Here is a 20,818-nt window from a genome sequence, read left to right on the forward strand (position 1 = left end):
CGTAGCGGCAAGCTCCCATTCATATGGCAAAAATTGTAGCTTCGAGCCGACTGGGCTTAGTAGCGGGCGGCCGCCTTGTCGGCTCTCCTCTCCTCTCTTAGGCGAGCCCGCCGATGTGGAAGCTCTTCATTTCCAGATATTCGTCGATGCCGCATTGGGCGCCTTCGCGGCCGAGGCCGGACTGCTTGACGCCGCCAAAGGGGGCGACCTCGGTCGAAATGGCCCCCGTGTTCAGGCCGAGCATCCCGAATTCGAGCGCTTCGGCGACCCGCCAGGAGCGTTTCAGGCTCTCGGTGTAGAAATAGGCCGCAAGGCCGAAGGGCGTGGCGTTGGCGATGCGGATCGCCTCTTCCTCGTTGTCGAAACGGAAAAGCGGGGCAACGGGTCCGAAGGTCTCTTCGCTGGCAAGCTGCATCTCGGTCGTCGCGCCGCCGAGCACCATCGGCACCGCATATTGATCGCCTTCAGGCACGGAACCCGCGGTTGCGAGGATGCTTGCTCCCTTTTCCACCGCATCGTCGACATGACGCTTGATCTTCTCGATCGCCGCCTTGTTGATCATCGGCCCGATATCGGTGCCGGCATCCGTGCCGGCCCCGACCTTCATGGCCGATACGCGTGCGGAAAGTTTGGCGGCAAAGGCCTCGTAGACGCCGGACTGGACGAGAAGGCGATTGGCGCAGACACAGGTCTGCCCGCCATTGCGGAATTTCGATGCGATTGCGCCTTCCACGGCAAGATCGAGATCGGCATCGTCGAAGACGATGAACGGCGCGTTGCCGCCGAGTTCGAGACTGAGCCGCTTGACGCTGTCGGCCGCGCCGCGCATCAGCAGCGAGCCGACCCGGGTGGAGCCGGTGAAAGAGATCTTGCGGACGGTCTGGTTCGCCATCAGTTCGTCGCCGATGCCGGCCGGCATGCCGGTGACGATATTGATCACCCCCTTCGGGATGCCGGCGCGCTCCGCCAATACGCCGAGCGCCAACGCCGAATAAGGGGTGAGGTCCGATGGCTTGATGACGACCGTGCAGCCTGCGGCGAGTGCCGGCCCGACCTTGCGGGTGATCATCGCATTCGGAAAATTCCACGGCGTGATGATCGCCGACACGCCGACAGGCTCCTTCAGAACGACGATCCGCCGATCCGCCGTCGGCGAGGGAATGGTCGTTCCGCCGATGCGGCGCGCCTCCTCGGAGAACCATTTGATGAACGAGGCGCCGTAGCGGATTTCGCCGCGCGCTTCCGTCAGCGGCTTGCCCTGCTCACGGGTGAGGATCAACGCCAGATCCTCAATATTGTCGAGCATCAGATCATGCCAGGCTTCCAGCAATGCGCCGCGCTCGGCATTGGTCTTTGCACGCCATGGACCGAAGGCCTTTTCCGCCGCGGCGATTGCCGCTCTGGTATCGGCTCCGTCCATGTCGGGCACCGTGCCCAGCACATGCTGCGTCGCCGGATCGATCACCTCGATCGTACGTCCGGCTGCTGCCCCAAGCCATTCTCCGTCGATCAGCCCTTGCTGACGAAACAGGCCGCTGTCCTTCAATCCGTTCATTCTGTTCTCCATTGATCAGCCAAGTGCCGAAAGCACCGATGCCGTGATCGCGTCGGTCTTGTCCTTGCCGGGAATTGCGCCGATGCCGCGTGCCGTCGTCGCCTCGATTGATGCCATCACCCTTGCGGCTGCGGCCTGTTCTCCCAAATGCTCCAGCATCATCGCGCCCGACCAGATGGCGGCGATCGGATTGGCGATGCCGAGATGAGCGATATCGGGCGCGGAGCCGTGGACCGGTTCGAACATCGATGGCGCCGAGCGATCGGGATTGATATTGGCGGAGGCTGCAAAGCCGAGCCCGCCCTGGATGGCGGCGCCGAGGTCGGTCAGGATATCGCCGAACAGGTTGGAAGCGACCACGACGTCGAGACTATCAGGCGCCATGACCATGCGGGCGGCCATCGCGTCGATATGGTAGCTGGTCACCTCGACATCGGGATATTCCGCAGAAAGCCTCTGGGTGATCTCGTCCCAGAAGACCATCGAATATTTCTGCGCGTTGGACTTCGTCACCGAGGCAAGCTTGCCGCGTCGTGTCCGCGCCTGCTCGAAGCCGAAACGGAGGATGCGTTCGACCCCCGTGCGGGTGAAGATCGAGGTCTCCACAGCCACCTCATTGTCGGTGCCCTGGTGGACGCGGCCACCGGCGCCGGAATATTCGCCCTCTGTATTTTCGCGAATGCAGAGGATATCGAAGCCGTCAGCCCTCAGCGGCCCCTGCACACCCGGCAGCAGCCGGTGCGGGCGGATATTGGCATATTGCACGAAAGCCTTGCGGATCGGCAGCAGAAGTCCGTGCAGTGACACGGAATCCGGTACTTTACGAGGCCAGCCGACGGCACCGAGCAGGATGGCATCGAAGGGTCTGAGCGTTTCGATGCCGTCGGCGGGCATCATGCTGCCGTTCTCCAGATAGTAGTCGCAGGACCAGGGGTAGCTGGTTGCATCCAGAGAAAATCCGTTCAGGCTAGCTGCCTTTTCGAGCACGGCCCAGGCTGCTGCCGTCACGTCGCGGCCGATCCCGTCTCCGGGCAGAAGGGCGATCTTGTAGGTTTTCATCGCAGGTCCTCACAGGCTGATGAGCACACTCTTGCTCTTGCGGTTGGCGAGATAGGCATCGCGGCCGAGATCCTTGCCGATGCCGGACTGCTTATAGCCGCCGGTCGGCAGGATATGGTCGCGCGAGCGGCCGTAGCGGTTGACCCAAACGGTACCGGCCTGCAGGCGGCGGGTCACGCGGATGGCACGCGAGAGATCGCGGGTGAAGAGGCCGGCGGCGAGCCCATAGGCCGGATGGTCGGCGAGGCTCAGCGCCTCTTCCTCATCCTCGAAGGTCTGAATGGTCAGCACCGGTCCGAAGATTTCTTCCAGAACCGCCGGCGATGTTGCCGTCACGCCGGAAATCAGGGTCGGTGCGTAGAAATAGCCCTCGCGGTCGAGGCGGCGGCCACCGGTGAGGCACTCGGCGCCACCATCGATGGCGGCGCGGATAATACCGTCCATGCGGGCGATCTGTCGTTCGGAGATGACGGGCGAATAATCGGTTGCTTCATCCCAGGTGGGGCCGGGGCGGATGGCCGCCAGCCTCTCGATAAGTGCGGCTGCGAGCGCGTCCGCCACCTTCGCCTCGACGATCAGCCGGGATCCGCAAACGCAGGCCTGACCGGCGTTGGAGAGAATGCTGCCGGCGATTGCGCCGGCTGCAAGCTCGAGATCAGCATCGGCGAAGACCAGCTGCGGGCTTTTGCCGCCGAGTTCCAGCGTCATCGGCTTGACGCCGGTGCGGGCGATGTTGGTCATGATTGCCGAGCCGGCCGCAGTCGAGCCGGTGAAGCTGATCTTGGAGATGCCGGCATGTCCGGTGATCGCATTTCCCGTGGTCGGGCCGTCGCCGAGCACGATGTTGACGAGACCGGCCGGCAGGCCGGCTCGCACCGAAAGTTCGGCGAGATAGAGCGTCGAAAACGGCGTCATTTCCGACGGCTTCAACACCACCGCATTGCCTGCCGCCAGCGCCGGACCGAGCTTCCAGCCGGCCATGGACAAGGGGAAATTCCAGGGCGTTATGGCGCCGACGACGCCATAGGGTTCCGTCATGATCATGCCGAAATTGGCATCGTCGGTCGGGACGAGGTCGCCGCCTTCCTTGTCGGCGAACTCGGCAAAGAAGCGGATCTGTTCAGCGGTGACGGCGATGTCGCCGGCGATGAGATGACCGATGGGCCGTGTCGAGGGGAGCGCCTCGAGCCTGGCGAGGGTCTCCGCCTCGGCTTCGATCAGGTCCGCCCAGCGCTGCAGTGCCACGGTGCGCGCGCGCGGCCGCATGCCGCCCCAATTGCTCGTCTTCAATGCCGTCCTGGCTGTTTCGACGGCGTGATCGACAAGGGCTTCGTCGGCCCGCGGACAGCCGGCATAAGCCTTGCCGTCGGATGGGCGATGCATGTCGATGACGGCCTCGGCCGGAACCAGCCGTCCGCCGATGAAATGTCCGGCGGGCAGGGATATCGTGTTCGGATCGAAGCTGAGTGTCATCGCATGTCCTCGGGATGGGGCTGAGGCAAGCCTAACTGGGGAATGCGAGCAGCATGCATCGACCGGTGATGCCGCAGCGGCGAAAAATTGCGTTTTCGCCGCCGCCGCAGTCAAATCTACGGCGTCGGCATCACGACACGGTGACGTAGATCTTGCGCACTGTCTCGATCGTCTTCCAGACGCCAACGAAGCCCGGCTTCATGACGAAGCTGTCGCCGGCCTTGTAGACCACCGGTTCGCCGCCTTCCGGCGTGAGTTCGACCAGGCCGGAAAGGATATGGCAGAACTCGAACGTCTCGCCCTTGATCGAGCGCGTCTCGCCAGGTGTCGCCTCCCACACGCCGCTATGAACCGTCTCGCCGCGGGCGACGTCCTGCGCCCAGGTCTTGAAAGCAGGATTGCCCGAGATCAGCCGTTCTGGGAGTGGACCGGACTCGCGCGGCGCGAAGGTCGGGTTGGTGTCGATCGTCTTGAGGAGGGACATGATTTTGCTTTCCTAGGTTGAGAACTCAGTAGCCGCGGCTGCGATCGATCAATCCAATCGGATCGAGACCCGCCTGGTGCCGCTTGATGTTGCCGATCACGGCCGCCGCGGCGGTCTCAGCTTGGGTGACGCTCGCAATGTGCGGCGTCAGCAGGATCTTCGGATGGCTCCAGAAGGCGTGGTCCTCAGGCAGCGGTTCCGGATCGGTGACGTCGACGACGGCGCCTGAGAGATGTCCGGCGTCGAGCGCGTCGACGAGCGCCTGATGATCGAGCTGAGCGCCGCGGCCGACATGGACGAGCGCAGCGCCGGCCGGCAGTCCGGCGAAGAGCTCGCCATTCAGGAAACCGCGCGTCTCATCCGTCAGCGGCAGCAGGCAGACAAGAATGTCGGTGGTTGCAATAAGAATATCGAGGCCGTCGCGGCCGCTCAGGCATCGGATGCCGTCGATCTCGCGCGGGCTGCGGCTCCAGCCCGAAAGCGGAAAGCCGAAGGGCTGCAGACGTTCGAGCACCGCGCTTCCAAGCATGCCGAGCCCGAGCACACCGATGCGGCGTTCGGAGGCCTGTACCGGCGCGATCGTCTGCCAGGTCCGGCGCCGCTGCTGGTCGAGATAGGTCGGCAGGTCGCGATGGAGCGCAAGTACGGCCAGCGTCACATATTCCTGCATCATCCTGGTGATGCCGTCCTCGACCATGCGCACGACCTTGACCGATGCCGGCACGGCATCGATGCGGAACTGGTCGATACCCGCGCCGATCGAAAAGAGGATTTCGAGATTGCGGTAGCGCGCGAGATCATCAGGCACCGTCCAGGTGATCAGGTAGCGCACGGCCTCGGCTTCGACCGACTTGGGATCCATGGAGAAAGCAATGTCGGGCAGTTCGCGCGCGAAGGCTTCGGCGAAGATGGCGCCGCGCTTCGCATCGGAATTGAAGAGAAAGGTCATCGCGTCGGCTCCTTGATCTCGATGTCATCAGGCGCAGCGGCGGCCAAGCGCCTCGACCATCGCCTGGCAGGCGAGCAGTTCGCCGGTGAGGATGAATTCGTCCGGCTTGTGAGCGCGGCCGATGTCGCCGGGGCCGCAGATGATCGCATCGATGCCGGCGCGCTGGAAAAGCCCGGCCTCCGTGCCGTAGCTGACCGCGGCGAGCGGCTCGATGCCGGTCAGTTCGCCAAGCAGCGCCGCAAGCGGCGCATCGGCGGCAAGCGAAAGCGCCGGATAGGCGCTGAGTTCGCGCCATTCCACCTGGAAGCCGAGCGGCGACAGCGCCTCGGCCGATGCTCGCAGCGGCGCCAGCAGCGTGATCGGATCGACGCCGGAAATAGCCCGCGCCTCGAACTCGGCCTCGCAGCTGTCGGGAATGATGTTAACCGCCTGGCCGCCCTTCAGCGTGCCGACCTGAAGGGAGGAGTAGGACGGTTCGAAGACATGCTCGAACGGGCCGCAGGTGAGCCGTTCGGCTTCGGCGCGAGCGCAGGCCAGAACATCGGTGATGGCATGGATTGCGTTCAGTCCCTGGTCCGGACGCGAGGAATGGCCGGACCGGCCCCTGACCGTCAGCCGGGCGGCGGCCTTGCCCTTGTGGGCGCGGATCGCCCGCATGCCGCTCGGCTCGCCGATGATCGCGCCAAGCGGGGCTGCACAGAGCTCCGGCAGGCGGGCGATCATGTGCGGCACGCCGCGACAGCCGGCCTCCTCGTCATAGGAAAAGGCAAGGTGGACGGGCTGGCGAAGTGGCATGGCCGCAAGCGCCGGGACGGCTGCGAGAACGGCGGCCAGGAAACCCTTCATGTCGGTGGCGCCGCGACCGTAGAGGCGGTCCGCTTCGGCGCGCAGGCGGAACGGATTGCTGGTCCAGCCGATTTCGGCGGCGGGGACCACGTCCATATGGCCGGAGAGGATATAGCCCGGCGTTTCCTTCGGGCCGATCGTGGCGAAGAGGTTCGACCGGTCGCCCTCCGGGCCGGGAAGCTCCGTGACGACAACGCCGTGGCTTTGCAGATAGTGCCGGATCCACACCACGATCTCGCCGTTCGGCGTGCCGACGACAGAGGGGAAACCAACGAGCCTTTCGAGAATTTCAATTGCCTGCATGGGATTCCTCACAGTGCGGGGATCTTCGAGGTGCTTGCAACTGGGCTGACGGGAGGCGACATTCCAGGTTCTCACGGTGAACGGCGACTGCGGTCGGTCGGGCCTGGTCAATGACTTTAGAGGACGGTCCAGGCTTTATTTGCCGAAAGCGCAGCGGATTTGGTCGATTGTTGTGTTTGCGCCGGCCTCACCAGTGAATTGTATCGAACGATCTGTTCTAGTCTGGACAGAGAAGTTTCCGGGCACAGGCTTGGCCAGAAAAATGCGGCAGGGGGTGGGAGTGAGTGAACTGACATCCGAATCCAGGTTCGTCGATAGTTTCGAGACGCACATTGCCGGGATCGACAGCGTTGCCCTCGACAAGTTGCATGCGCTGTCGATGACCGTCGCCTGGCCGCATCGTGGCGAAGACTGGCAGTTCTTGCGGGAATTCGGCCAGGGCATTGTGGCGATCGATGAAATCGGCCGCATCCTGGGCTCTGCGATGTGGTTTCCCTACGATGCCCAATTTGCCACGATCGGTATGGTCATCACCTCGCCGCGTCTTCAAACCAATGGCGCCGGGCAATGGCTCATGGGCCACGCGCTGGAGCAGGTCGCCGGGCGGAACCTCGGGCTGAATGCGACGCGCGCAGCGCGACGTCTCTATCGTTCCCTGAACTTTGTTCGCGAGGCGCTCGTCTTTCAATGCCAGGGCGAAGCGATCTCGCCGCCGGATGTGGAGCTGCCGTCCGGTGCGGTGATACGGGCAGTGGAGGCTGGCGATCTGGAAGCGATCGCCGAATTGGACTGCGTGGCCTTCGGCACCGATCGCAAGCTACTGCTGGCCCGGCTGATGGCAAATTCCAAGGGTATGGTGTTGACCCGCGCCGGCAGGATCGAGGCTTTCTCGCTTTGCCGGCGGTTCGGGCGTGGCCATGTCATCGGTCCTATTGTGGCGCGCAGTGACGCAGACGCGATCGCTGTCGTCCGCCCGCATGCGGCCGAGCATACAGGAGCGTTCCTGCGCCTCGACACACGCGAGCAGGGCGGGACCTTTTCCGATTTCCTCTCCCGCTGCGGTCTTCCCGTTTACGACATCGTAACGACCATGTCGCTCGGCGGCCCTTGGCTTCCGGTTCCGGGGCATCAGCCGGCACATGAGCCGAGGACCTATGCACTCGTCAGCCAGGCGCTCGGTTGACGCAAGCTTACCTGGCGATCGTTGTCGGGGTTTAAGCGCCGGGACAGACCGGTATGTCGATCAGAGCCTGCCGGCGTTCACATTCGGGCCGGAACGAACGATATTGCCAGAGCCCTTCCGGGCTTTCCCGGCGGTATACGGTCTCGAGCCAGAACACTGAGTCATCGATCGGCAAGACAGGATGCCACGCATACCATTCCGACCAGATTTTTCCTGCCGGGTCGCTGTCCATGATCGCCACTCGCCTCCCCATCGTCAGCGCAACTCGAACATCCGTGCGGCACGGGAGCCGGTGTCGTTACGAGACCGGATTTCGGCATCGGTCACGATCAGGTCCCGGGATCGATGGTCTCGATTTCCTGGAGTCGAGAGACACCGATCGCGAGAGGTCCGATTTCTGCTTGCTGCGATCCCAGTGTGCCTTCGGTAAATGTTCTATAATACAGAATAACAGTGAAAGAATATTCTTCAATAGAGATCATTTTCTCGTATTGCGCGAAGTCTTCCTTGTCCCCCGGTGGGGAGATGTTTCAAGTTGTAAGATGTGGCTCTGTTGACGAATGATTTTCGTCGGTGGATGCAATCGCCTCGATTGGGCACCAGCGATATGCTGCGGTGTTCAATCGCCACTGATCTGTTTGCGTGATGGTTGGATGCTCAGCCGATCGAACGCAGCCCGAGGTAGGCTGCCAGACTGACGGCGGAGAGTGCGATCATCAGCCTGGGTCTCGCATCGTCGAACATGGCTGCCAGCGAAAGGCCGAGCATCAGGATGACGGATTTTGCCCAGAGATTCTGATCAGAGACAGTGAAAGCGATTGCCGCCAGAAAGACGGCGCTTGCGACGATTGTCACAGGAGCAGATTTCTCGGCGAGATCGCCGCCTGGGAAATACGGCATTAGAAAACGGCGCATGCTCAAGCCTGAAGCGACGCTCAGAAGAAGACAGGTCAAGACAAGTTGCAACATAGGGTCGTCGCCGATCGATCCGCAGATAGCACTAAGCATGCAAACCTCATGCCAGCCTCAAACCCTCAAACGTCATCCGACAGAGGCAATGTCGCGGCTTGCATGGCTATTTCCTCGGCGTCGCGACCCTTTTTTCGGCAATCGCTCGTCTGCTTGGGCTCATCTTTTTCGTCCGATGCCGAAATCGGCTTGAGCTGCGGCAATGATTTTTATATAGAGAATTATCTGTCGTCTTAATTCCGTAAACGAGATCATTTCGTTGGACCTTTCATCGATCCAGATATTTCTCGCTGTTGCCAGCGACCGCAGCGTTACCAAGGCTGCCAAGGCCGTAGGGCGGGCGCCGTCGAATGTGACGACGCGCGTCCAGCAATTGGAGGAGGACCTCGGCGTTTCCCTCTTCAGCCGTGACGGCAAGAAGATGACGTTGACACGCGAGGGCGAGACGTTTCTCGTCTATGCCAACCGGCTTACGGCGCTTGCGCTCGAAGCGCGCCAGGCCGTGCGGCCTCTCTCCCCATCGGGGACATTGCGGGTCGGCACCATGGAGAGCACGGCAGCAAGCAGGCTGCCGGCGGCGCTGACGCAATTCAATCAGATGTGGCCGGAGGTGTCGCTTCATCTGACGATGGGGGCGTCCCGCGATCTGACCCGCGATGTTCTCTCTGATGCACTGGATTGCGCGCTGATTGCCCGCCCGCCGAAGACGATGCGGGAGGAAGACCCGAGCTTCGATGCCGAACTCAAGGCCCTTGAGATGGAGCCGGTCTTCGTCGAGGACCTGTTGATCGTGTTGCCGTCCGGGCATCCCTCCATCAAATCCGCCGCAGACCTGCGTGTCGGATCACTCGCCGCTCTGGAACCCGGCTGCACCTATCGCCGGATCGCCGAAAACTGGGCGCGCAAATCGAGCGCCCTGCCGACGAGCGAACTCGGCTCCTACCACGCGATCCTGGCGAGCGTTGCGACCGGCAACATGGCGGGCGTCATGCCGCGATCCGTCCTTGACCTCATGCACTGGCCGACGCCTGTCCAGACCCATCAGCTCGGGCCTGTCGAGACATTGCTCGTCTACCGCAGGAATGATCGCCCAAGCGCGTTCAACGCATTCCACGAAGTCCTCAACGCGACCAAAGGCAGAGATATCAGGCTGGCAACAAACTAGCCTGAACGTCGTCCTCCTTCGCCGCTAGATAATCCTCGCTTAAAATTGGTCTTGTCATGCAGTATCCCGTTTCCCCGAAGGTGGGACCGAGCCGTTTCCGCCGCTTCCGTTTGTTTTCACCTATTCTGGCCGGTGCGACCCTACGAGAGCGATTGATTGGATGTCTCGGCGCTTTGCTGGCCATTGGCCTCACCGGCGTCATCAGCGGCTATCTGTTCGGCCAGGGGCCGCATCTTCCCCTGATCGTCGCGCCGATGGGGGCGTCCGCGGTGCTTCTTTTCGCGGTGCCGGCAAGCCCGCTGGCGCAGCCTTGGTCGATCATTGGCGGCAATACGATTTCCGCGCTGATGGGGATTATTGCCGCATACTTCATTCGCGATCCGATCATCGCGACCGGCGTCGGCGTTTCCCTTGCCATCGGCGCGATGTCCTTCACGCGCTGCCTTCATCCGCCGGGAGGAGCCGCTGCTCTGACCGCCGTGCTCGGCGGTCCTGTCGTTGCCGGCTGGGGATTCCTCTTTCCCTTCGTGCCCGTCGCTTTGAACTCCTGCATTCTCGTTGGCCTTGGCCTGTTGTTCCACAGGCTTTCCAAACGAAATTATCCGCATGTCGTTCCGAAACCGGCGGAGAACACCCATCAGACGATCGACCTGCCATCGGCCGTGCGGGTGGGTTTTCGCGAGGAGGATGTCGATGCGGCCCTCGAAGCGCTCGACGAAACCTTCGATATCGACCGGGCAGACCTCGGCCGGCTGCTGCAGCAGGTCGAGCTGCAAGCGGCCATCCGCTCAAACGGCAAGATCAGCTGTGCCGATATCATGTCGCGTGACGTGATCGCCATTGGCGAAGCTTCGGAGCCGGATGCCGCACGGCATCTTCTCTTGAAGCATAATATCCGCACCTTGCCGGTGAAAGACCCGGAGGGCCGTCTCGTCGGCGCTGTCGGCTTGCGGGAATTGTCGATGAGCACCGAGACCATCGCGCATGCGATCTCGAGGCCGGCGGTGGCCAGACCTTCGGATCCTGCTCTGTCGCTGTTGCCCGTTCTGACGGACGGGCGCACGCATGCCGTCATCATTGTCGATGACGATTACCGGATCCTTGGCCTGATATCGCAAACGGATCTCCTCAGCGCAGTGGCGCGGCTGGTGCCAAAGGAGGATAATACGGTTCCGGCGGTGGCCTGAGCGGTGAGCGTGGAACGTAGCTGGAGAAAAAGTCGGTGCTGATCGAGCGCGATTCAAATGGCGATTTTATACTGGAATCATCGGAGCTGGCGAAACGGTTCGGATTGTCGCTGGCCGATCTTCGCCGCCACATGCGCCATGGCTCCGTCGTCAGTTCCGTGGAAATCGGTACTGCTGAACACGAGGGGACGAAACGGGTGTCGCTTCGGCTCGGCAACAGGCTTTGGCGCGCCGTTTTGAACGATGAAAATGAAGTGCAGCAGGAGCAGATGACCGTTCTTCGGGGTAAATCCTCCGGACGGCATCCGCGCTAAATCGACGCCAGCCGTCGGCAGATTGACCATGCCGGCTGGAGGCACCTTGTCAGTGCAGTCCGAGATAGGCTTTGCGGACTTCTTGGTTGTCGAGGAGGGCGGCGCTGTCGCCGGAGAGGTGGATGCGACCGTTGACCATGACATAGGCACGCTGCGAAAGCTTCAGTGCATGGTTGGCGTTCTGCTCGACGAGAAATATCGTTTTGCCCATCGCAGCAATCTCCCTCAAAACTTCGAAAACGCGCTTGACGACCAGCGGCGCCAAGCCGAGCGACGGTTCATCGAACAGGATCAGTTCCGGCCGCGCCATCATGGCGCGGGCGATGGCGAGCATCTGGTGCTCGCCGCCCGACATGGTGCCGGCGGTCTGATTTCGTCGTTCTCGACGCTTCGCCTTAAAGGTGAAGCTATTATTTTTGTTAGGTAAATTCTCTTTGTCTCAGCCGCTGAGAAGAGCGAGTTTCGAGACTTTTGGCCCTTTTCTTAATTGACACTTATATGATAAGTGACATATACGAAGATCGTCAAGCAGAAATGTTGCAGCTTCGCTTGCAACAGTGAAGAATGGCAGGATCGATGATCGCGCAAGCGCGGCCTCGAACGTTAAGAAAGCGGGGAACAAAACGGTGAGCAGCACGCCACGAAACTGCCGGGTGGGCGTCGATATCGGCGGCACCTTTACGGATATCGCTCTCGACATCGATGGGACGCTTCACTCGACGAAGATCCTGACGGACTATGCGGCGCCGGAGCGGGCGATCCTCAAGGGTGTGAAGGTCGTCGCCGACATGGCGGGCATCGCTCTTTCAGAGATCGGCATCCTCATTCATGGTACGACGCTTGCCACCAACGCGCTCATCGAACGGCGCGGCGCCAAGACCGCCTTCGTGACGACGGAAGGTTTTCGCGACGTGCTCGAGATGCGCACAGAGAACCGTTTCGAGCAATATGATCTCAATATTTCCCTGCCGCCGGCTCTCATCGCGCGCGCGGATCGCTTCGTCGTGCGTGAGCGTATCGATGCGGCGGGCAAGGTTCTGCTTGATCTGGACGATGCTTCGGTCGCAGCCGTCGTCGAGAAGGTCGCGGCAGGCGGCTATGAAAGTGTCGCGATCGGCTTCATTCATGCCTATGCCAATGGCGCACACGAGATCGCCGTCCGCGACGCGATCCTGAAGCGCCTTCCTGGCCTCTCCGTTTCGATCTCGTCGGAGGTTTCTCCGCAGATGCGCGAATTCGAGCGCTTCAACACGGTCTGCGCCAACGCCTACGTCAAGCCGGCGATCAAATCCTATCTCGACCGTCTCATCGTGTCGCTGAAGGATATCGGAGTCGGCTGCCCGGTCTTCATGATTCACTCCGGCGGCGGGATCGTCTCAGTCGAGAGCGCCTCCGAGTTTCCGGTCCGCCTGGTCGAATCCGGTCCGGCGGGCGGCGCGATCTTCGCGGCCGACATCGCCCGTCAATACGGACTCGACACGGTTCTTTCCTTCGACATGGGCGGCACGACCGCCAAGATCTGCCTGATCGAAAACCAGGTGCCGAAGACGGCCAAGACTTTCGAGGTCGCGCGCACCTATCGATTCCGCAAGGGATCCGGCATGCCGATCTCCATCCCTGTTGTCGAGATGGTCGAAATCGGCGCGGGTGGTGGTTCGATCGCTTCGGTCGACGCAATGCGTCAGATCCGCGTCGGGCCGCATTCGGCAGCCTCCGAGCCGGGCCCGGCCTGTTACCAGCGCGGTGGCAAGAATCCCACCGTCACCGATGCGGACCTGATCCTCGGCAAGCTCGATCCCGCCAATTTCGCCGGCGGCGCGATCCCGCTTTCCGTCGAGGCGAGCCGCCGGGCGATGAGCGACGATATCGGCTCGATCATCGGCCTCGACCCGGAAGCTTCCGCTTACGGCACGTGCGAAATGGTCGACGAAAACATGGCCAATGCCGGTCGCGTTCACACCGTCGAGAACGGCAAGAACATTTCCGATTTCACCATGATCACCTTCGGTGGCGCGGGACCGCTGCATGCCGCACGCCTCTGCGAAAAGATGGGAATCTCGACCTTCCTCGTTCCGCCGGGCGCCGGCGTCGGTTCCGCGATCGGTTTCCTCAAGGCGCCGTTCGGCTATGAGTCCGTCCGCAGCGCCGTCTTCAACCTGTCGAATTTCGAATATTTAGAGGCCAACCGCCTCCTGCAAGCCATGAAGGCCGAAGCACTCGGCTTCGTCGAAGGCGGGCTCGACGCAGGCTCCCCGGTGATCGAGCGCACGCTGTTCATGCGCTATGCCGGGCAGGGCTGGGATATCCCGGTCCCGCTTTCCGACGACAATTTCGACGCCGCGAGCGCCGAGACGATCGCCGCCTTGTTCGAAAAGGAATATGAGCGCTTCTTCGGCCGCGCCATCGAGGGTCTCGATATCGAGATCGTCAGTTGGTCGGTCAAGGCGAGTTCGCCGCTCCCGCCGGTGGAGCGCGTGCCCTCCGTCGCCGAAGGCAATGTCGTGCGGCAGGGCAAGACCCGACGCCTGTTCGAGGCTTCCCAAGGCGCCTATCTCGAAGCCGGCATTCACGAGCGCACCGGCCTGAAGTCCGGCGACGTGATCAAGGGCCCCGCCGTCATCGTCGAGCGTGAGACCTCAACCGTTCTCACGTCCTCCTTCAAGGCCATCGTTCAGCACGACGGCTGCCTTCTCGCAACCCGGATCTGAGGATAGTCACATGAACCAATCCATGATCGATATCCATATGCAGGTCATGTGGAACCGGCTGATCTCAGTCGTCGAGGAGCAGGCGCAAACCCTGATCCGCACAGCCTTCTCCACCTCGGTTCGCGAGGCGGGCGATCTGTCGGCCGGCGTCTTCGACCTGGAAGGCCGTATGCTGGCGCAGGCGGTTACCGGCACGCCTGGCCACGTCAACGCCATGGCGGAATCCGTCGCGCATTTCATTCGCGACATCGGGCCGGACAATATTTTTGAAGGCGACGTCTACATCACCAACGATCCTTGGAAGGGAACAGGCCACCTGCACGACATCACCGTCGTCACGCCCTCCTTCCATCACGGCAAGCTGGTCGGCTATTTTGCCTCGACCGCGCATGTCGTCGATGTCGGTGGCCGCGGTTTCGGCCCGGATGCCCGCGAAGTTTATGAAGAGGGCATCTTCATTCCGATCATGAAGTTCTTCGAGCGCGGCGAGCTGAACCGGACGCTGATCCATATCGTCCGAAACAATGTTCGCGAAAACGATAAGGTCGTCGGCGACTTCTATGCGCTCGCCGCCTGCAACGAAACGGGCCAGCGCCGGCTGGTCGACATGCTGACGGAATTCAATCTCCCTGATCTGTCGACGATCGGCGGCTTCATCCTCAAGCACAGCCGCGAGGCAACGCTGGAGCGGCTGAAGAACCTTCCGCATGGCTCCTGGAACTATAGCCTCGACCTCGACGGCTATGACGAGCCGGTGCATCTCGCCGCCAAGCTGAGCATCGGCCCGGATGGCGTCGTGGTCGATTTCGACGGCACCTCGGGCATGAGCAAGTTCGGCATCAATGTGCCGCTCGTCTATGCCAAGGCCTATGCCTGCTACGGCATCAAATGCGTCGTGGCGCCGGAAATCCCAAACAATGCAGCCTCTCTCGCGCCCTTCGAGGTGGTGGCGCCGGAAGGCTGCATCCTCAATGCCAAGCGGCCGGCGCCGGTCGCCGTCCGCCACGTTCTCGGCCATTTCGTCCCGGATCTCGTGCTGGGCGCGCTGCATCAGGCGCTTCCAGGCCAGGTCCCGGCGGAAGGTGCCAGCGCGCTCTGGAACCTGCATATGAGCGTGCGCCCCGTCTCCAATCAGATCGGCGGCAAGGGCGCGGAAATCCTGATGTTCAATTCCGGCGGCACCGGCGCCCGCGCCGCTCTCGATGGCTTGAACGCCACCGCCTTTCCGAGCGGCGTGCACACGATGCCGATCGAGGCGACGGAGAATGTCGGCCCCGTCATCATCTGGCGCAAGGAGTTGCGCGAGGGATCAGGGGGTGCCGGCGCGCAGCGCGGCGGTCTCGGCCAGATGATCGAGATCGAAGCGGCCGAGGGCTTCAGCTTCCGCTTCTCCGCCATGTTCGACAGGCTTGGCCACCCCGCACGCGGCCGCGAAGGCGGACTGAACGGCACGGCAGGCGCAGTTGCTCTCGACGACGGTACGGTTCTCAAGGGCAAGGGGCTGCAATTCGTGCCGGAAGGCCGGCGCCTGGTTCTGTCGCTTCCGGGCGGCGGCGGTTACGGCGATCCGGCACATCGCCCGACTGATGCGATCGAGCACGATCTGAAGCATGGATACATCACAGAAGAACAGGCTGAAGCCTACGGCAGGAGCCGGACTAAGGGAGGCAAGGCATGAATATGATTGCATTCGAAAGCGCACGTGTTGCGACGATCAAGTCCTCGCCGTCGATGGCGGTGTCCGTCGCCGCCAAGGCGATGCGGGCCAAAGGAGAACATGTCGTCGACCTGTCGCTCGGCGAGCCCGATTTCGACACACCTGATCATATCGTTCAGGCGGCGATCGAGGCCATGCGCAAGGGGCTGACCCGCTATACCGCGCCGGACGGCCTGGTGGAACTGCGCGAAGCGATCGTCGCCAAGTTCAAACGTGAGAACGGCCTCGACTACGCCATGGATGAGATCTCCATCGGCAACGGCGCCAAGCAGATACTCTTCAATGCATTCCTCGCCACGCTGGAGCCCGGCGACGAGGTGGTCGTGCCGGCGCCTTACTGGGTCTCCTACACCGACATCGTCATCCTGCACGGCGGCATTCCGAAGGTCGTGCCTTGCGGTGTCGAGCATGCCTTCAAGATCACAGCCGAGCGGCTGGAAGCGGCCATCACGCCGAAGACGCGTTGGTTCCTGTTCAATTCTCCGTCCAATCCGACGGGGGCGATCTATACGGCGGACGAACTGAAGGCGCTTGGCGCGGTGCTGGCGCGGCATCCCCACGTGGCGATCATGTCGGATGAGATCTACGAACATATCGTCTGCGGCGACGTGCCCTTCACGTCGTTCGTCGTCGCGTGCCCGGAGCTGAAGGACCGCACGCTCATCATCAACGGCGTATCCAAGGCCTATGCCATGACAGGATGGCGGCTCGGCTATGCGGCCGGCCCGCGGGAACTGACTAGGACCTTGAACAAGCTTCAGTCCCAGAGCACGACCTGCCCGTCCTCGATCACCCAGTTTGCGGCCGCCGCAGCGCTCAACGGTCCCCAGGACTTCGTCACGACGGCGGTTGCCGAATACAAGGCGCGCGGCGAACTGGTCGCAAGGAGCTTCAGCGCGATACCCGGTCTTGATGTGCGGGCTCCGGAAGGCGCCTTCTACCTCTTTCCGAAATGCGCCCACTATATCGGCAAGACGGCGCCCGACGGCGCCAGGATTTCCAACGATACGGAACTGGCCTCCTATCTCCTCAGGGAGGGCAAGGTCGCAACCGTTCCCGGTGCCGCTTTCGGTGTCGAACCCTATATTCGCCTTTCCTTCGCAACATCGCGTGACAATCTTGCCATCGCCATCGAGCGTACCGCCGATGCACTGGCCAAACTTCGCTAAAGGGAAAAATCGATGACCGATTATCAGCGCACGCTTCTGACCGGCGCGGCCGGCGCTCTGGGAACCCAGCTGCGCAAGTCAGGAACAAGGCTTGGCAAGATCGTCAGGCTGTCTGCACGCAAGCCCTGCGAGAACCTCGAGCCGCACGAGGAGGATTTCCCGGCGGACCTTTCCGACTTCGACGCCGTTTCGAAAGCCGTGGAGGGCTGCGACGCCATCATTCATATGGGCGGTCAGGGGCTGGAAGCCCCCTGGAACACCATCCTCAACGCCAACATCGTCGGCAGCTACAACATCTATGAGGCGGCACGGCAGCATGGCGTCAAGCGCATCGTCTATGCCAGCTCCGTTCACGCCATCGGCTTTTACGAACGTACCGAGACGATCGACGGCAACGTTCCGACCCGCCCCGACAGTCTCTATGGCGTGTCGAAGACCTTCGTCGAAAACCTCGGCCGCTACTATTTCGACAAGTTCGGGATTGAGACCGTGAGCCTGCGCATCGGCTCGTCCTTCCCCGAGCCGACGGACCGGCGCCACCTCATCACTTGGCTTTCCTATCGCGATTGCCGCCAGCTCGTCGAAAAGAGCCTGTCGGCCGAACGCGTCGGCTTCATGGTCGCCTATGGCATGTCCAACAACAGCCGGGCGTTCTGGGACAACCGCACGGCGGCATCGCTTGGATACAAGCCGGAAGACAGCGCCGACGACTACGCGGACAAGGTCTTCGGTAAGACGAAACAGGGCGATCCCAACGATCCGGCGGTGCGCTTCCAGGGCGGCAGCTTTGCCGCCGCCGGCCACTATGAAGACGAGAAGAAGTGAGACGCCCTGATGCAAGCTTCCAAGTCGTCCTATGACGTGGTGATCGTCGGCGGTGCAGTGGTCGGCAGTTCGACGGCATACTTTCTGGCGACCAACCCCGACTTCAACGGATCGGTCCTGGTGATCGAGAAGGACTGGACCTATCAGCGGTCGGCGACGGCGCTGTCCTCCAGCTCCATCCGCCATCAGTTTTCGAATGCGATCAATGTCAAAGTCTCGCAGTTCGGGACGGAGTTCATCCGCCACTTCAAGGAAAACGTCACCGTCGACGACGACACGCCCGAGATCGGTTTTCATGAGGCCGGTTATCTGTTCCTCGCCGAGGACGATCGCGGCGACCAGGTTCTCCGGCGCAACCACGAGACCCAGGTTTCGTGCGGCGCGGAGGTGACGCTTCTCGATCCTGACGGTCTCGGCCGGCGGTTTCCCTGGCTGAACCTCGAAGGATTGACGCTCGGCAGCACCGGCGAGCGGGGCGAGGGCTGGTTCGACAGCGTCGGTCTGCTGCAGGGCTTTCGCAAGAAGGCGCGCGCGCTCGGCGTCGAATACATCGAAGACGAAGTCGTTGCCGTCAACAGAGAGGGAGACCGCATCGTTTCCGTGTCGACGAAGAGCGGCCAGACGATCGCCTGCGGCACGATGGTCAATACCTCAGGCACCAACGGCAAGAAAATCGCCCGCATGGCCGGGCTCGACGTCCCCGTGGAGCCGCGTCGACGCTCGCTGTTCGTCGTCGATTGCCGCACGCCCCTGGAAGGAAAGGTGGGCCTGACAATCGACCCCACGGGCGTCTTCTTCCGGCCCGAGGGTAAGTTTTATCTGATGGGCACCTATCCCAAACATGACCCTGAGGTAGATCCGAACGATTTCGACGTCATGCACGACGAATTCGACGAGGAAATCTGGCCGATCCTGGCGAACCGGGTTCCGGGCTTCGAGGCGATCAAGGTCGTCAATTCCTGGGCCGGCCACTATGACTATTGCACCCTCGATCACAATGTCGTCCTCGGACCACATACTGAGGTCAGCAATTTCCTCTTCGCAAACGGCTTTTCGGGGCACGGTCTCCAGCAGTCGCCGGCGATGGGACGGGGGCTCTCGGAACTGATTACCTATGGCGGCTTCAAGACCCTTGATCTTTCGCCATTCGGCTACGAGCGGGTCGTAGCACAGCGCCCCTTCCTCGAAGACGCCGTCATTTAACGAACAGCAGAGGGGCTCCCCGATGAAAAACGAAACATCCAAGCGCAGCGGCGGGCAGGTGCTCGTCGATGCCTTGCGAATCCATGGTGTCGAGCGCGTGTTCGGCGTGCCGGGCGAAAGCTATCTTGCTGCCCTCGACGCCCTTCACGACGTGGAAGACGCCATCGAATTCATAGTCTGCCGGCAGGAAGGCGGCGCCGCCTATATGGCGGAAGCCTACGGCAAGATGACCGGCAAACCCGGCATCTGCTTCGTGACCCGCGGGCCGGGCGCGACGAATGCTTCTGTGGGCGTGCACACGGCTTTCCAGGATTCCACACCGATGATCCTGTTCATCGGGCAGGTAGCGCGCGATCAGATGGAGCGCGAAGCGTTCCAGGAGATCGATTATCGCCGCATGTTCGGCCAGATGGCGAAGTGGGTCGTCGAGATCGAGGATGCCGCCCGCATCCCTGAGCTCATCAGCCAGGCATTCCACCGAGCCGTCAACGGCCGGCCGGGACCCGTGGTCGTCGCTCTTCCGGAAGATATGCTGACCGATATGGTCGATGTTGCCGACACCCCTCCCTATAAGCGGGTTGAGGGTTTTGCCGGCCCGCCGCAATTCGAGGAATTGCTCGGCCTTCTCTCCGAGGCGAAGCGCCCGATGGTCGTCGTCGGCGGCGGCGGCTGGACGCAGCAGGCCGTTACCGACCTGAAGGCGTTTTCGGAAGCCTTCGGCCTGCCGATCGCTGCCTCCTTCCGCTGCCAGGATCTGTTCGACAATACGCACGAAAACTATGCCGGCGACCTTGGTCTTGCGGCGGGGCCGAAGCTGATCCGCCATATGAAGGATTGCGACCTGCTGATCTCCATCGGCGCCCGTCTCGGGGAGATGACGACTGGCGCCTATACGCTGATCGACATTCCGGTTCCGAAGCAGTTGCTCGTTCACATTCATCCGGGGGCGGAGGAACTGGGGCGCGTTTATCACGCGCGATTGCCGATCAACGCCAGCGTCGCGGGTTTCCTGTCGCAGGCGGCAAAGCTGAAGCCGCCAGCTGCGCCGGTGTGGAAGGACTGGACCAGGACGGCCCATGCCGACTACCTCGAAAATCTCGCGCATCCCGAGGTTCCGGGTCCGGTGCAGATGGGCGATATCATGGAATGGCTGCGCGGCCATCTCAAGCCCGACGCCATCCTGACCACCGGCGCCGGCAATTATTCCGCCTGGGCGCATCGCTTCTATCAGTATCGCACCTTTCGCACCCAGCTTGGACCGACGAACGGTTCCATGGGCTACGGCGTGCCGGCGGCGATCGCTGCCAAGATCACCGATCCCGCGCGCACGGTCGTTGCCTTCGCCGGCGACGGATGTTTCCTAATGAACGGCCAGGAACTCGCAACCGCCATGCAGTATGACGCTTGCGTCATCTTCCTCGTCATCAACAACGGCATGTATGGCACGATCCGCATGCATCAGGAGCGCAGCTATCCCGGCCGCGTCTCCGGCACCCGCCTGACGAACCCGGACTTTGCCTCGCTGGCGCGATCCTATGGCCTCCACGGTGAGACCGTGGAAAAGACCGGGGACTTCGCCGGCGCCTTCCAACGCTGCGAGGCATCCGGCAAGCCGGGTCTCATCGAAATCCGGATCGACCCGGAAGCGCTGACACCGAAAATGAGCCTGACGCAAATTCGCGACCAGGCAATCGCCCAGGGAAAGTGAT

At 62.1% G+C, this 20,818-nt stretch carries 18 protein-coding genes and 1 pseudogene; 10 read left to right on the forward strand and 9 right to left on the reverse strand.

Going from position 1 to position 20,818, the window contains the following annotated elements; all coding sequences use genetic code 11:
* Positions 1-97: 97 nt before the first annotated feature.
* The 6 genes from CUJ84_RS28555 to argE form a co-directional block, all read right to left on the reverse strand.
* Positions 98-1,555: an NAD-dependent succinate-semialdehyde dehydrogenase gene (locus CUJ84_RS28555; protein WP_105008984.1), complete on the reverse strand. Its 1,458-nt coding sequence runs from the start codon at positions 1,553-1,555 to the stop codon at positions 98-100.
* 15 nt (positions 1,556-1,570) lie between these two features.
* On the reverse strand, positions 1,571-2,614 hold the full coding sequence (locus CUJ84_RS28560) for a tartrate dehydrogenase (RefSeq protein ID WP_105008985.1): 1,044 nt from the start codon (positions 2,612-2,614) through the stop codon (positions 1,571-1,573).
* A 9-nt stretch (positions 2,615-2,623) separates the two neighbouring features.
* Positions 2,624-4,087 (reverse strand): aldehyde dehydrogenase family protein, encoded by a 1,464-nt coding sequence (locus CUJ84_RS28565; protein WP_105008986.1) that lies wholly within the window; start codon positions 4,085-4,087, stop codon positions 2,624-2,626.
* A 130-nt stretch (positions 4,088-4,217) separates the two neighbouring features.
* Positions 4,218-4,571: a cupin domain-containing protein gene (locus CUJ84_RS28570; protein ID WP_033183351.1), complete on the reverse strand. Its 354-nt coding sequence runs from the start codon at positions 4,569-4,571 to the stop codon at positions 4,218-4,220.
* Between the two features lie 25 nt (positions 4,572-4,596).
* Positions 4,597-5,520 carry a 2-hydroxyacid dehydrogenase gene (locus CUJ84_RS28575; RefSeq protein WP_105008987.1) on the reverse strand — a complete coding sequence of 308 codons (924 nt, stop codon included), beginning with the start codon at positions 5,518-5,520 and terminating at the stop codon, positions 4,597-4,599.
* Between the two features lie 27 nt (positions 5,521-5,547).
* Entirely contained in the window at positions 5,548-6,669 is a 1,122-nt protein-coding gene (gene argE / locus CUJ84_RS28580; RefSeq protein ID WP_105008988.1) for an acetylornithine deacetylase, read from the reverse strand.
* A gap of 262 nt (positions 6,670-6,931) precedes the next feature.
* Here argE and CUJ84_RS28585 point away from each other — a divergent pair, with 262 nt between their 5' ends.
* Positions 6,932-7,852, forward strand: a complete 921-nt coding sequence (locus tag CUJ84_RS28585; protein ID WP_105008989.1) for a GNAT family N-acetyltransferase — start codon at positions 6,932-6,934, stop codon at positions 7,850-7,852.
* Between the two features lie 31 nt (positions 7,853-7,883).
* Here CUJ84_RS28585 and CUJ84_RS28590 read toward each other — a convergent pair whose 3' ends face one another.
* Positions 7,884-8,084 carry a hypothetical protein gene (locus CUJ84_RS28590; RefSeq protein WP_105008990.1) on the reverse strand — a complete coding sequence of 67 codons (201 nt, stop codon included), beginning with the start codon at positions 8,082-8,084 and terminating at the stop codon, positions 7,884-7,886.
* Between the two features lie 425 nt (positions 8,085-8,509).
* Positions 8,510-8,821 carry a hypothetical protein gene (locus tag CUJ84_RS28595; RefSeq protein WP_105008991.1) on the reverse strand — a complete coding sequence of 104 codons (312 nt, stop codon included), beginning with the start codon at positions 8,819-8,821 and terminating at the stop codon, positions 8,510-8,512.
* 259 nt (positions 8,822-9,080) lie between these two features.
* Here CUJ84_RS28595 and CUJ84_RS28600 point away from each other — a divergent pair, with 259 nt between their 5' ends.
* The 3 genes from CUJ84_RS28600 to CUJ84_RS28610 are packed head-to-tail and all read left to right on the forward strand — an operon-like array spanning position 9,081 to position 11,487.
* Complete coding sequence (locus CUJ84_RS28600) at positions 9,081-9,986, forward strand: LysR family transcriptional regulator (protein ID WP_105008992.1); 906 nt, start codon at positions 9,081-9,083, stop codon at positions 9,984-9,986.
* Positions 9,987-10,042: 56 nt separating this feature from the next.
* Complete coding sequence (locus CUJ84_RS28605) at positions 10,043-11,173, forward strand: HPP family protein (RefSeq protein ID WP_105008993.1); 1,131 nt, start codon at positions 10,043-10,045, stop codon at positions 11,171-11,173.
* Between the two features lie 35 nt (positions 11,174-11,208).
* Positions 11,209-11,487: a DUF6522 family protein gene (locus CUJ84_RS28610; RefSeq protein ID WP_105008994.1), complete on the forward strand. Its 279-nt coding sequence runs from the start codon at positions 11,209-11,211 to the stop codon at positions 11,485-11,487.
* 49 nt (positions 11,488-11,536) lie between these two features.
* Here the strand turns inward: CUJ84_RS28610 and CUJ84_RS28615 are convergent.
* Positions 11,537-11,872, reverse strand: a pseudogene (locus CUJ84_RS28615) (ATP-binding cassette domain-containing protein); the annotation flags it as partial.
* 241 nt (positions 11,873-12,113) lie between these two features.
* Here CUJ84_RS28615 and CUJ84_RS28620 point away from each other — a divergent pair.
* From CUJ84_RS28620 to CUJ84_RS28645, 6 genes are read left to right on the forward strand one after another with little or no spacing between them, the layout of a single operon-like run.
* Positions 12,114-14,195, forward strand: a complete 2,082-nt coding sequence (locus CUJ84_RS28620; RefSeq protein WP_105009202.1) for a hydantoinase/oxoprolinase family protein — start codon at positions 12,114-12,116, stop codon at positions 14,193-14,195.
* A 10-nt stretch (positions 14,196-14,205) separates the two neighbouring features.
* Positions 14,206-15,873, forward strand: a complete 1,668-nt coding sequence (locus CUJ84_RS28625) for a hydantoinase B/oxoprolinase family protein (protein WP_105008995.1) — start codon at positions 14,206-14,208, stop codon at positions 15,871-15,873.
* Positions 15,870-17,081 carry a pyridoxal phosphate-dependent aminotransferase gene (locus CUJ84_RS28630; RefSeq protein ID WP_199788840.1) on the forward strand — a complete coding sequence of 404 codons (1,212 nt, stop codon included), beginning with the start codon at positions 15,870-15,872 and terminating at the stop codon, positions 17,079-17,081. The genes CUJ84_RS28625 and CUJ84_RS28630 overlap by 4 nt, the downstream gene beginning before the upstream one ends.
* A gap of 12 nt (positions 17,082-17,093) precedes the next feature.
* Positions 17,094-17,906, forward strand: coding sequence for an NAD-dependent epimerase/dehydratase family protein (locus CUJ84_RS28635; protein WP_105008996.1), 813 nt, complete (start codon positions 17,094-17,096; stop codon positions 17,904-17,906).
* A gap of 9 nt (positions 17,907-17,915) precedes the next feature.
* Positions 17,916-19,109: an NAD(P)/FAD-dependent oxidoreductase gene (locus tag CUJ84_RS28640; RefSeq protein ID WP_105008997.1), complete on the forward strand. Its 1,194-nt coding sequence runs from the start codon at positions 17,916-17,918 to the stop codon at positions 19,107-19,109.
* Between the two features lie 22 nt (positions 19,110-19,131).
* Positions 19,132-20,817: a thiamine pyrophosphate-binding protein gene (locus CUJ84_RS28645; RefSeq protein ID WP_105008998.1), complete on the forward strand. Its 1,686-nt coding sequence runs from the start codon at positions 19,132-19,134 to the stop codon at positions 20,815-20,817.
* Position 20,818 lies beyond the last annotated feature (1 nt).

It is taken from the genome of Rhizobium leguminosarum, from assembly GCF_002953715.1.
In the GTDB taxonomy this organism is placed as follows: domain Bacteria; phylum Pseudomonadota; class Alphaproteobacteria; order Rhizobiales; family Rhizobiaceae; genus Rhizobium; species Rhizobium leguminosarum_V.